The organism is Methylobacterium sp. WL103, assembly GCF_008039885.1.
GTDB classification, from domain to species: domain Bacteria; phylum Pseudomonadota; class Alphaproteobacteria; order Rhizobiales; family Beijerinckiaceae; genus Methylobacterium; species Methylobacterium cerastii.
Genome location: NZ_VRUX01000084.1, coordinates 1 through 11,591, shown reverse-complemented (window position 1 = coordinate 11,591; position 11,591 = coordinate 1). Strand labels below are relative to the sequence as shown.

Annotated in this window: 13 protein-coding genes; 2 read left to right on the top strand and 11 right to left on the bottom strand. The window is 69.9% G+C overall.

What is annotated here, in order from left to right; translation table 11 throughout:
- Positions 1-442: thioredoxin family protein (locus FV222_RS08050; protein WP_187277259.1), on the top strand; the 442-nt coding region annotated here is incomplete at its 5' end.
- Here FV222_RS08050 and phoB read toward each other — a convergent pair.
- From phoB to pstS, 6 genes are all read right to left on the bottom strand, one after another.
- Positions 439-1,140, bottom strand: coding sequence for a phosphate regulon transcriptional regulator PhoB (gene phoB, locus FV222_RS08045; RefSeq protein ID WP_147752451.1), 702 nt, complete (start codon positions 1,138-1,140; stop codon positions 439-441). The two genes, FV222_RS08050 and phoB, sit on opposite strands and share 4 nt — an antisense overlap.
- A 62-nt stretch (positions 1,141-1,202) precedes the next feature.
- Positions 1,203-1,916, bottom strand: coding sequence for a phosphate signaling complex protein PhoU (phoU, locus tag FV222_RS08040; protein WP_147763957.1), 714 nt, complete (start codon positions 1,914-1,916; stop codon positions 1,203-1,205).
- 31 nt (positions 1,917-1,947) lie between these two features.
- Complete coding sequence (pstB, locus tag FV222_RS08035) at positions 1,948-2,766, bottom strand: phosphate ABC transporter ATP-binding protein PstB (RefSeq protein WP_147752453.1); 819 nt, start codon at positions 2,764-2,766, stop codon at positions 1,948-1,950.
- A gap of 50 nt (positions 2,767-2,816) precedes the next feature.
- Positions 2,817-3,707, bottom strand: a complete 891-nt coding sequence (gene pstA / locus FV222_RS08030) for a phosphate ABC transporter permease PstA (protein WP_147752454.1) — start codon at positions 3,705-3,707, stop codon at positions 2,817-2,819.
- A gap of 11 nt (positions 3,708-3,718) precedes the next feature.
- Positions 3,719-4,699, bottom strand: a complete 981-nt coding sequence (pstC, locus tag FV222_RS08025) for a phosphate ABC transporter permease subunit PstC (protein WP_147763956.1) — start codon at positions 4,697-4,699, stop codon at positions 3,719-3,721.
- 254 nt (positions 4,700-4,953) lie between these two features.
- Complete coding sequence (gene pstS, locus FV222_RS08015; protein ID WP_147752463.1) at positions 4,954-5,994, bottom strand: phosphate ABC transporter substrate-binding protein PstS; 1,041 nt, start codon at positions 5,992-5,994, stop codon at positions 4,954-4,956.
- A gap of 312 nt (positions 5,995-6,306) precedes the next feature.
- Between pstS and FV222_RS08010 the strand changes: the two genes are divergently transcribed.
- Positions 6,307-6,564: a hypothetical protein gene (locus FV222_RS08010; RefSeq protein WP_147763955.1), complete on the top strand. Its 258-nt coding sequence runs from the start codon at positions 6,307-6,309 to the stop codon at positions 6,562-6,564.
- Positions 6,565-6,653: 89 nt separating this feature from the next.
- Here FV222_RS08010 and FV222_RS08005 read toward each other — a convergent pair whose 3' ends face one another.
- The 5 genes from FV222_RS08005 to FV222_RS07985 all read right to left on the bottom strand — a co-directional run.
- Positions 6,654-6,866 carry a hypothetical protein gene (locus tag FV222_RS08005; protein ID WP_147752457.1) on the bottom strand — a complete coding sequence of 71 codons (213 nt, stop codon included), beginning with the start codon at positions 6,864-6,866 and terminating at the stop codon, positions 6,654-6,656.
- A gap of 133 nt (positions 6,867-6,999) precedes the next feature.
- Positions 7,000-8,673: a DNA repair protein RecN gene (gene recN, locus FV222_RS08000; protein WP_147752458.1), complete on the bottom strand. Its 1,674-nt coding sequence runs from the start codon at positions 8,671-8,673 to the stop codon at positions 7,000-7,002.
- A 179-nt stretch (positions 8,674-8,852) separates the two neighbouring features.
- Positions 8,853-9,731 carry an outer membrane protein assembly factor BamD gene (locus tag FV222_RS07995; protein WP_147752459.1) on the bottom strand — a complete coding sequence of 293 codons (879 nt, stop codon included), beginning with the start codon at positions 9,729-9,731 and terminating at the stop codon, positions 8,853-8,855.
- A gap of 250 nt (positions 9,732-9,981) precedes the next feature.
- Positions 9,982-10,929, bottom strand: a complete 948-nt coding sequence (lpxC, locus tag FV222_RS07990) for a UDP-3-O-acyl-N-acetylglucosamine deacetylase (protein WP_147813768.1) — start codon at positions 10,927-10,929, stop codon at positions 9,982-9,984.
- 488 nt (positions 10,930-11,417) lie between these two features.
- The coding region (locus FV222_RS07985; protein WP_147813766.1) for a hypothetical protein at positions 11,418-11,591 on the bottom strand (174 nt) is incomplete at its 5' end.

The following is an 11,591-nucleotide window of genomic DNA, read 5'->3' as shown; positions in this document are numbered from 1 at the left end:
CGCCCTCACCCTCGACCGCGACCGGATCGCGCCGGGCGCCCAGGCCAGGGCCGAGGGCGTCGAGCCGTTCACGCAGGCGCGCCTCGACGCGCTGCTGGCCGGCGGCCGGCCGGTCTTCGTCAACATGACCGCGGCGTGGTGCATCACCTGCCAGGTCAACGAGCGCACCTCGCTCGGGACGGCGGCGGTCGGCGCAGCGATGCGCGCCCGCGACGTCACCTACCTCAAGGGCGACTGGACCAACCAGAATCCGGAGATCACCCGCCTGCTCGAGCGCCACGGCCGCAGCGGCGTGCCGCTCTACCTGCTCTACGCAGGGCCAGGCGAGCCGACGGTGCTGCCGCAGATCCTCACCGAGGGCACGATGCTGAGCGCGCTGGACGCCGTGACGGCGACGGGCCGCAGCGCGGGGCTCGACGGCGCGGGAACGAAGGTGCCCTAATCTTCGCCCGAAAACGTCTCGTCGAAGGCGTAGCCCGAGCCGCGGACGGTGCGGATCGGGTCGGTTTCGCCGGTGCGGTTCAGGGCCTTGCGCAGGCGGCCGACATGCACGTCGACGGTGCGTTCGTCGATGTAGACGTCGTGGCCCCAGACGCCGTCGAGGAGCTGCTCGCGGGAATAGACCCGGCCGGGGCTCTGCATCAGGAATTCGAGCAGCTTGAACTCGGTCGGCCCGAGATGGATCTCGCTGCCCGCCCGGCGCAGGCGGTGGCTGTCGCGGTCGAGCTCGATGTCGCCGGCCTCCAGGAGGTTCGCGACATGGGTCGGCTTGGCCCGGCGCAGCAGCGCGCGGACCCGGGCCAGGAGCTCCGGCACGGAGAACGGTTTGACGATGTAGTCGTCGGCCCCGGTCCCGAGGCCGCGGATGCGGTCGCCCTCCTCGCCGCGCGCCGTCAGCATGATGACCGGCAGGGACGCCGTCTCGCGCCGCGCCCGCACCCGGCGGCACAGCTCGATTCCCGAGAGGCCGGGCAGCATCCAGTCGAGCAGGATCAGGTCCGGCACCTGCTCCTGCAGGCGCAACTCGGCCTCGTCGCCGCGGGCGGCGGAATCGACCTCGAAGCCCTCGGCTTCGAGGTTGTAGCGCAGGAGGGTGGTGAGCGCCTCCTCGTCCTCGACGATCAGGATCCGCGTACGCATGCAGGGCACTCCCGGGCGGGCCGCCCGACTTCCTTGGCCGCCGTGAGACGCCGACAGGCGTCTCAGGCGCCGGGCGTCACCGTCGCGTAGTTCGACGCGTCGTTCTTCGGGCGGTCGCCGGCGAGGTTCTCGCCGGTGGCGAGATAGTGGATCGTCTCGGCGATGTTGGTGGTGTGGTCGCCGATGCGCTCGACGTTCTTGGCGCAGAACAGCAGGTGCGTGCAGAACGAGATGTTGCGCGGATCTTCCATCATGTACGTCAACAACTCGCGGAACAGCGAGTTGTAGAGCGCGTCGATCTCGCCGTCCCGCTCCCAGACGTTGTGGGCAGCCGAGATGTCGCGGCTGGCATAGGCGTCGAGCACGTCCTTGAGCTGCTCCTGCACCAGGTCGCTCATGTGCTGCACGCCGAGCACGATCTTCTGCGCCTGGGCCTGGTCGCTGATCGCGACGACGCGCTTGGCGATGTTCTTGGCGAGGTCGCCGATGCGCTCGAGGTCGCCCGAGACGCGGATCGCCGAGATCGTCTCGCGCAGGTCGATCGCCATCGGCTGGCGCCGGGCGATGAGCAGCACCGAGCGCTCCTCGATCTCACGCTGGAGGGTGTCGAGGCGCTTGTCGGCGAGGATCACAGCCTGGGCGAGCTGGGTGTCGCGGCGAACGAGGGCGTCGGTCGCCTCGGTCATCATCTTCTCGGCGACGCCGCCCATCTCGGAGATCGAGCGGCGCAGGTCCTCGAGGTCGGTGTCGTAGGACGTGACGATGTGGCCGGGCATGGGCTTGGTCCTCGATCGATCCGTATGCGGCTCAGCCGAAGCGGCCGGTGATGTAGTCCTGGGTCTGACGCACGGTCGGGTTCATGAAGATGCGGTTGGTCGGACCGACCTCGATGACCTCGCCGAGATACATGAAGGCGGTGAACTGCGAGATGCGCGCGGCCTGCTGCATGTTGTGGGTCACGATGACGATCGTGAACTCGCTGCGCAGCTGCTCGATCAGCTCCTCGATGCGCCCGGTCGAGATCGGGTCGAGGGCCGAGGTCGGCTCGTCGAACAAGATCACCTCGGGGCTCTGGGCCACCGTGCGGGCGATGCACAGGCGCTGCTGCTGGCCGCCGGAGAGGCCCATGCCGGACTGCTTGAGCTTGTCCTTCACCTCGTCCCACAGGGCGGCCTTGCGCAGGGCCGACTCGACGCGGCCGTCGAGCTCGGATTTCGGCAGCTTCTCGTAGAGGCGCAGGCCGAAGGCGACGTTGTCGTAGATCGACATCGGGAACGGCGTCGGCTTCTGGAACACCATGCCGATGCGCGAGCGCAGCTCGTTCAGGTCGACGTTGGCGTCGAGCACGTTCTGGCCGTCGAGCAGCACCTGGCCCTCGGCGCGCTGCTCCGGGTAGAGGCTGTAGATCCGGTTGAAGGTGCGCAGCAGGGTCGACTTCCCGCAGCCGGACGGGCCGATCAGGGCGGTGACCTGGCGGTCGTGGAAGTCGAGGTTGATGTTCTTCAGGCTATGGAACTGCCCGTAATAGAAGTTCAGCTCCCTGGCGGCGATGCGGATGGGCGCGTGCTCGTCGGCCGGGTTCCGGCCGTCGAACTGGGAAGCGCTGATCGCGGGGGCGGCGTTCATCGTCGTGTTCCTCGTGGGTGCCGGCGGCGGGTTCAGGGTCCCCATGGACATCAGCGCGCGGTCTGCGGCTTGATGACGAAGCGGGCGACGACCGAGAGCAGCAGGATCGTCATGGTGATCAGGAGCGCGCCGGCCCAGGCGAGCTGCTGCCAGTTCGGATAGGGCGAGAGCGCGAACTGGTAGATCATCACCGGCAGGTTCGCGACGCCGCCCATCAGGTCGCGGCTGAACCAAGAGTTGTTGTTGAGCGCTGTGAACAGCAGCGGCGCGGTCTCGCCGGCGATGCGGGCGAGCGCCAGGATGATGCCGGTGACGATGCCGGCAGACGCCGCCCGCCACGTCACGCTGCGGATCACCGTCGACATCGGGGCGCCGAGCGCCACGCCGGCCTCGCGCAGCGTCCCGGGGACGAGGCGCAACATGTCCTCGGTGGTGCGCACGATCACCGGCGTCGCGATGATCGCCAGCGCCACGCCGCCGGCCCAGCCCGAATAGCTCCCCATCGGCCGCACCATCAGGGTGTAGACGAACAGGCCGATCAGGATCGAGGGCGCGGAGAGCAGGATGTCGTTGAGGAAGCGGATCACCTCGGCGAGCTTCGAGCCGCGGCCGTACTCGGCGAGGTAGGTGCCGGCCATCAGGCCGATCGGCGTGGCGACGAGGATGCCGATGCCGGTGAGCACCAGGCTGCCGAGGATGGCGTTGGCGATGCCGCCGCCTTCCGAGCCCGGGCCGGGCGTCGGCTGGGTGAACAGCAGCGGCGAGAACCCGCGCGCGCCCTCGATGATCAGCATCAGGAGGATCGAGCCGAGGACGACAGCGCCGAGCACGGTGGCAAGGAGGCAGGCGAGGCGCAGGGTGCGGTCGGCGACCCGGCGGCTGCCGCGGATGCGGGTCGGCTTGAGGGCCGGCGCGGGACGGATCGTGTTGTTGGCGTCCACGACGGGCTCCCTCAGGCGACCTTGACGCGGCGCGTCAGGAAGCGGGCGATAATCAGGACGACGAAGGTGATCGCGAACAGGATGCAGCCCAAAGCCATCAGCGAGTTCAGCTGCAGGCCGTCGGCCTCGTTGAACTCGTTGGCGATCCGCGAGGCGATGGTCGAGCCGGGGTCGAACACCGAGGCCGAGAGCCGGTTGGCGTTGCCGACCACGAAGGTCACCGCCATGGTCTCGCCGAGCGCGCGGCCGAGGCCGAGCATGATCGCGCCGATGATCGAGACGGAGGCCTGCGGCAGCAGGACGTGGCGGACCACCTCCCAGGTGGTGCAGCCGATGCCGTAGGCGCTCTCGCGCAGGATCGTCGGGATCTGGTCGAGCATGTCGCGGGCGATCGAGGCCACGAACGGCACGATCATGATCGCCAGAATGATGCCGGCGGTGAGCACGCCGACGCCCGAGGGCACGCGGGCGTAGAGCAGCGTCCCGACGATCGGCAGGCCCTCGACGACGTTCGAGACCGGCATCTGCACGAAGCGGGCGAAGAACGGGGCGAAGATGAACAGGCCCCACATGCCGTAGATGATGCTCGGCACCGCGGCGAGCAGCTCGATCGTCATGCCGACGGGCTTGCGCGCCCAGCCGGGGCAGAGCTGCGTCAGGTAGATCGCGATGCCGAGCGAGATCGGCACGCCGATCACCAGGGCCAGCAGCGCCGAGGCGAGGGTTCCGGTGACGGCGACGAGGGCGCCGTACTGCTCCGTGCCGATGTTCCAGGCGCTGGAGGTGAGGAAGCCGAAGCCGAACTCGCGGAAGGCGGGCCAGCCGCCGTAGAGGATCGACCCGAGGATGCCGGCGAGCACCACCAGCACCAGCAGGGCCGAACCGTAGGAGGCGGCGCGGAACAGGGCGTCGAGGCCCTTGCTCGGCCCCTTTCGCGAGCGCGTGCTCGTGCCGGCGCGCGTCAGGGCGATCTGTTCGGTCAAGGCGGTCATCCGCGGTTCTTTTCACCGTCTGGGGTGGTAGCGCGCCGTGCGGCCGGGCGCGAGGGCGAGACCGGATGCGAGTGAGACCGGATGGGAGGAAGCCGGTCCGCTCGGGAGTCGGGGGGGGGCTGGGGGTGTGGTGGTCCCGGGGGGGGGGGCCCCGGGGGGGGGGGGGGGGGGGGGCGCCCCGGGGGGGCCGGGGCCCCCCCCCCGACGAGTCGACGATCGAGGCGCGCGGTGGAGTCCGCCCCGCGCCGTCGGCCTCACATGCCGAGGACGGGCTTCCCGTCCTTGCCCTTCACCTGCTTCCACTCCTCGTGGATCAGGCCGACGACGGCGTCCGGCAGCGGAACGTAGTCGAGGTCGGAGGCGAGCTTGTCGCCGTTCTTGTAGGCCCAGTCGAAGAACTTCAGCACGTCGGCGGACTTCGCCGGGTCGGCGGCCTCCTTGTGGACGAGGATGAAGGTCGCGGCCGTGATCGGCCACGCATCCTCGCCCGCCTGGTCGGTGAGCGTGATGCCGAAGCCGGGCTGGCTCTTCCAGTCGGCGCTGGCGGCGGCGGCCTGGAACGCCTTGTCGTCCGGCTGCGGGAACTTGCCGGCCTTGTTGCGGATCAGCGCGTAGCTGAGCTTGTTCTGCTTGGCGTAGGCCGACTCGACGTAGCCGATGGCGTTCGGGACCTGCTTGACGGTGGCGGTGACGCCCTCGTTGCCCTTGCCGCCTTGGCCGGCGGGCCAGCTCACGGTGGTGGCGGCGCCGAACTCCTTCTTCCAGCCCTCCGAGACCTGGCTGAGGTAGGTGGTGAAGATGTTCGTCGTGCCCGACGCGTCCGAGCGGTAGACCGGGGTGATGTTGGCGTCGGGCAGCTTCAGCCCGTCGTTCAGCGCCGCGATCTTCGGGTCGGACCACTTGGTGATCTTGTTGGCGTAGATGTCGGCGATCACGTCGCCGGTGAGCTTGAGCTTGCCCGGCTCGATGCCTGGGATGTTCACGACGGCGACGACACCGCCCATCACGGTCGGGAACTGGACGAGGCCGTCCTTCTCCAGGGCCGGACCTTTCAGCGGCGCGTCGGTGGCGCCGAAGTCGACCGTCTTGGCCTGGATCTGCTTGATGCCGCCGCCCGAGCCGATCGACTGGTAGTTCAGGCCGGTGCCGGTGTCCTTGCGGTAGGCTTCCGCCCACTTGGAATAGACCGGGAACGGGAAGGTCGCACCGGCGCCGGTGATGTCGGCGGCGAGCGCCGGGAAGGCGAGCTGGGCCGTCGCGAGGCCGAGGGCGAGCGCGTAGGTGAAGGGTTTCACATCGATCTCCGTCATCCGTCGAGCGCGTCCGAGGGGCGCGGATCCGCAGGTGCGGAATCGCGCCGGCCGTCCGGCAGTCCGGCGGCCGCAGCCGCCTGGCTCGACACCGCCGCGGTTAGGACACGCAGATGACAGCCGCATGACACGGGCGGCTTCGGCGCCGCGGCGACCGGGATCGCCGCGAAATCAGCTTGGGATTTGTTCGGGATCGCTTGGCGATGGCACGCTTTGCCGGGTTCGCGCGTTCTCCGTTCGATCCGGGCTCGGTCGTCGGCATTCCGCCGCGGCTCGCCCGGTCGGAAAGACGTTCCCGTGCCCCACGATTCGCCTGCGGCGCCGACGCGTGCGCCGCGTCCCGACGACGGCACCTTCCAGGCCCTCCACGCCGAGCGCGAGGCCTTGGAGCGCGACTTGGCCCTGGCGAAGGCGCGGCAGAACTTCAGTACCGAGCCCGGCGAGGCCGAGCGCGCCCGAGCCGACGAGGCTTCGATGCTGATGAGCCTGGACCGCTTGCTGACGCGCATCCGCGCCGCCGAGTATCAGCGGCGCCCGGGCGCAAAGCGCTGGTAGGTGGCTTGAGGCGTCCTTACGGCTCGCTGCGATGAGCCAGAAAGGTTGCGCCGGTCGCCTTGCGGCCCGGGCTTTGCCCCCTGCCCGCTTCAGGCGCTGCGGCGCAGGTCGCGTTCTTTCTGGCGCAGGCGCAGCAGCAGGTCGACCTGGGAGTCCGGGATCGGCTGCTTGTCGACGCTGCCCTCGTAGACGGTGCGCAGGGTCTGACCAAGATGGTGGGTGTCGACGCTGGCAGCGCCGCGATGCGACGCGAGGCCCTCGCGCGACGGGAGGACTTCGAACTTGGCTGCGGCCTGATGCATGGTCCCCCCCGAAGTAGGACGTTGCCGGCGTACGCGAATCGCTGTCGCCACCGGATCGCATCAGTGTCGGTCCCGATGGTTAAGAAGGTGTTAACCTTAACCGACGGTTTGCGGGGATGGTCGGAGCGTCGCCCTAGACGGCCGCGCCTTCGAGCAGGCGGGCCGCCGCGGCGCGGGCCTCGTCGGTGACGGTGGCACCCGCGAGCATGCGGGCGATCTCCTCGCGCCGCGCGGCGACGGGGAGCGAGGCGACGCGGGTGGCGACGCGGCCGGCGCCCTTCACCGCATCCTTGGCGATGAGGAAGTGCGTGACGGCGCGCGCCGCGACCTGGGGCGCGTGGGTCACCGCCACGACCTGCACGTCCCGGGACAGGCGCGAGAGCCGCGCGCCGATCGCGTCGGCCACCGCGCCGCCGACGCCGGTGTCGATCTCGTCGAAGATCAGCGTCGGCGCCGAGCCCTTGTCGGCGAGCACCACCTTCAGGGCGAGCATGAAGCGGGACAGCTCGCCGCCCGAGGCCACCTTCATCATCGGGCCGGCCTTGGTGCCGGGGTTGGTCTGCGCCCAGAACGCGACGCGGTCGATCCCGGCGGGGTCGCGCGATTCGGGATCGGTGACGATCTCGGTGATGAAGCGCGCGCGCTCGAGCTTGAGCGGCGGCAGCTCGGCCTGCACCGCCGCGTCGAGCGCCTTGGCCGCCCGGCGGCGTCCGGCGCTGAGCTTTTCCGAGGCCTTGGCGTAGGCCGATTCGGCCGTGGCCAGCGTCGCCTCGAGGCCGGCCAACGCCTCTTCGCCGGCATCGATCGCCGCCACGTCCGCCTCGTAGCGCTCGCGCAGAGCCGCGAGGTCGTCGGCGGCGACGTCGTACTTGCGGGATGCCGCGCGCAGGGCGAACAGGCGCTCCTCGACGCGCTCCAGCTCGCGCGGATCGAACTCGGCCTCGGACACCGCGGCGTCGAGGACGGCGCGGGCTTCGTCGAGGGCGACGAGGGCGGCGTCGAGCGCCGCGACGCAGGGCTCGACCAGCGCCGGCAGCTGCGCGGCGCGGCGCTCGAGCTTGCGGATGGCAGAGGAGAGCTGTGGCACGCTCGAATGCGAGCCGCCGACGGCGGCCAAAGCGTCGTTCAGCTCGCGCGCGACCTTCTCGCTCTGCTGCATCACCGTGCGGCGCTCGGCCAGCGTCGCCTCCTCGCCTGGCTTCGGATCGAGGGCCGCCAGCTCCTCGACCGCGTGACGCAGGAAGTCGGCTTCGCGGCGGGCGGTCTCGACCCGGGCGCGGTGCTCGGCGAGCGTCGTGCGGGCGGTCTTCACCGTCTTGGCCGCCTTCGCCACCGCGTCGAGCGGGCCGCTCAGGCCTCCGAAGGCGTCGAGGATGGCGCGGTGGGTGGTGACGTCGGCGAGCGCCCGGTCGTCATGCTGGCCATGGATCTCGACCAGGGCCGCGCCGATCGCGCGCAGGACCTGCACGCCGACGGGCTGGTCGTTCACGAAGGCACGGGTGCGCCCGTCGGCCATCTGCGTGCGCCGCAGGATCAGGTCGCCCTCGGTGTCGATCTCGGATTCCGCGGCGATCCGCCGGGCTGGGTGGTCGAGGCCGACGTCGAACACCGCGGTGATGCCGCCCTGCGCCTCGCCGTGGCGCACGAGGGAGCCGTCGCCGCGCCCGCCCAGCGCCAGGCTGAACGCGTCGAGAAGGATCGACTTGCCCGCGCCGGTCTCGCCGGTGAGCACGCTGAGCCCGCTGGCGAAGTTCAGGTCGAGCTTGTCGATCAGGACGATGTCGCGGATCGCGAGCTGCACCAGCATGCCGCGCCTTCGTGCCTCCGGCTCCCCGTCCGTCGATCCGGACGGGTGCCCCAAACTTTACGGGAAATACGAAGCCGTCATGTAGGCCGATGCCGGGCCGATCGCACCCCCGAAATGCGAAACGGGCGGAGCCGAAGCCCCGCCCGCGCTTTCGCGTCCCGTCGTGATGCGCGGGCGGCCTACTGGGCGGCCGCGGTCCGGCCCATCACCGAGGTGTAGATCTTGCTGAGGAACGAGCCCTTCTCCTCGCGCGGCTCGAGGCCGCCGTTCTGCAGGAGGGCGTGCGCGTCCTTGTACCAGGGGCTGTCGGGGAAGTTGTGCCCGAGCACGGCGGCCGAGTTCTGCGCCTCGGCGACGATGCCGAGCGCCATGTACGCCTCGGTCAGCCGCTCCAGCGCCTCCTCGGCGTGGCGGGTCGTCTGATACTTGCTGACCACGTCGCGGAAGCGGTTGATCGCGGCGGGGAAGTTGCGGCGCTCGAGGTAGTAGCGCCCGACCTCCATCTCCTTGCCGGCGAGCTGGTCGCGGGTGATCTGGATCTTGGCCTTGGCGTCGGTGGAGTATTCCGAGGTCGGATACTTCTGGACGAGCTCCTGCAGCGCGACGAGCGCCTTCTCGGACCGGTCCTGGTCGCGGGTGACGTCGGGGATCTGCTTGTACTGCGACATCGCCATCAAGTACTGGGCGTAGGCCGCGTCCTTGCTCGCCGGATGCCGCTGCAGGTAGCGCTTCGAGGCGGTGATCGCGTCGTCGTACTTCTGGCCCTCGTAGTTCGCGTAGGCCGTCATCAGCAGCGCGCGGCGCGACCAGTCGGAATAGGCGTACTGCTTGTCGAGCGAATCGAACTTCTTGACCGCGCCCTCGTAGTCGCTGTCCTCGATCTTCGCCAAGCCCTCGCTGTAGAGTTTGTCGGCCGGCGTGTCCTGCACGACCTCGGGCTTGTACTTCTCGGCGAACAGGTTGGTCGGGTCGAGGGCGTCGCAACCGCCGAGACCGAGGCCGAAGGCGGTGATGAGCACGGCCGCCGCCGCTCCGCGGGTCCGAAGGGTCACAGGCATTGGCGGTTCTTCCCCCGAACGGGCGCGTCCTCGCTTCGGAGCGCCGTTGAGCCATCATGGGTTCATGTCGGCGCCGGCACTCTACCGGGTCCGGGCGGCCACCGCATCCCGGACTGCCGCGCACTTCACGGACGATTCACCGTGGCGGCAGATTCGGGCATGAAAGCGGCGGTTCCGCGCCCGCGCGGATCGGCGGGCGGCTGTGTCTTGCAGGCCACATCGCCCGGAGGCGGCAGGCCGGAAGGGTCTCTCAGAGGTCGCCGGCGAAGGCGGCGATGCCGAGCCCGGCGCCGAATTCGGCGAGCGCGGTCTCGCGGCGGGTCCCCTGCGCCTCGACGATCGCGTAGTTCGCGCGCTCGGCGAAGAGGGCTTCGAGGATGCCGACGTTCATGCGGTGGCCACCGCAATAGGAGCGGTAGGCCCCCTGGAGCGGCAGCCCGGCGAGCGCCAGGTCGCCGACGGCGTCGAGGAACTTGTGACGGACGAACTCGTCGGCGAAGCGCAGGCCCTCGGGGTTGACCACGTCGGTCTCGCCGACGGCGACGGTGTTCTCGAGGGACGCGCCGAGGGCGAAGCCCGCCTTCCAGTAGCGCTCCACGTCCTTCATCATGCCGAAGGTGCGGGCGGGCGCGATCTCGCGGCGGTAGGCGGCGGCGGTGAGGTCCATCGCCTTGCGCGAGCGGCCGATCACCGGGCTTTCGAAATCGATCTCGACGTCGAGGCGGAAGCCCCGGTCGATCGGGCGGAGCTCGGCGAAGGCGGCGCCGGCCTCGATGCGGACGTGGCGGAGGACCTTGATCCAGCGGCGGGCGGTGCCGGTCTGGGCGATGCCGACGGCGTCGATCGCCTTGACGAAAGGAAGCGCGCTGCCGTCGAGGATCGGCATCTCGGGCCCGTCGATCTCGACGAGCGCGTTGTCGACGCCCAATCCGTAGAAGGCGGACATCAGGTGCTCGATCGTGGCGACCGCCCCGGAATCGACGTCGCCGATCACGGTGCAAAGCTCGGTCGCGGAGACGCAGGCGTGGTGGGCCCTGATGAGTCGGTCGTTGCCGGAGGCCATTCCGGTGCGGAGGAAAGCGATACCGTGGTTCGCGGAAGCCGGGCGCAGCGTGATCGCAACCGGGTTTCCGGAATGGACGCCGATGCCGCTCAGCACGGCCGCGCCCTTGAGTGTTGTTTGTTGGTTCGTCCGCATTCCTTAGCCCTCGGCCGCGATCCGGCCACGCCACCGCGCGTATCGCGTTGTGACAACGCCTTCCGATCCGTCCGCTGCTTGAAGCCCCTGCGTGCGGCGTCGGTCCGAAAACCGCGCCGCTATTCGTTCGTTCGAGATTTTTATAGCTGCGGCGCACAGCCCGGCCAAATCACGCTTTCTTACGCTGTGTTACAGACACGCTCGCGCCGCGATCTCCGGAATATCGTTCCGGTTCAACGTGTTAAGGAATGGTTAACACGCCTACAACCAAGCGCTCGCGCTGTGTCCTGCGCGCACCACGCCCCCCGCCCGAACGCCGGGACGGGGCCGCGCCGAGCGGTTTTGCGACGAAAATCACCGGCGGCGCCCGGAAAATAGGCCACTCCATGTTGCAACGCAAAACGCCCCGGCACGGGTGCCGGGGCGGAAATCGCGTCGCGCGACGAGGTCCGCGGGCGTTGGCCCGCGGGGCTTCGGGGATCGCCGGATCAGTTGGCCTGGCGGCGCAGGAAGGCCGGGATCTCGAGCTGGTCGTCGTCCATCATCCGCGGCTGGGGCGCCATGCGGCCTTGCGCGTCGAGGTTGCCCTGCGCCGGGCGGTAGGTCGGGGCGACCGGAGCATGGACCCGCGGGGCCGGCGGCATCGGAGCCTGGACCTGCGG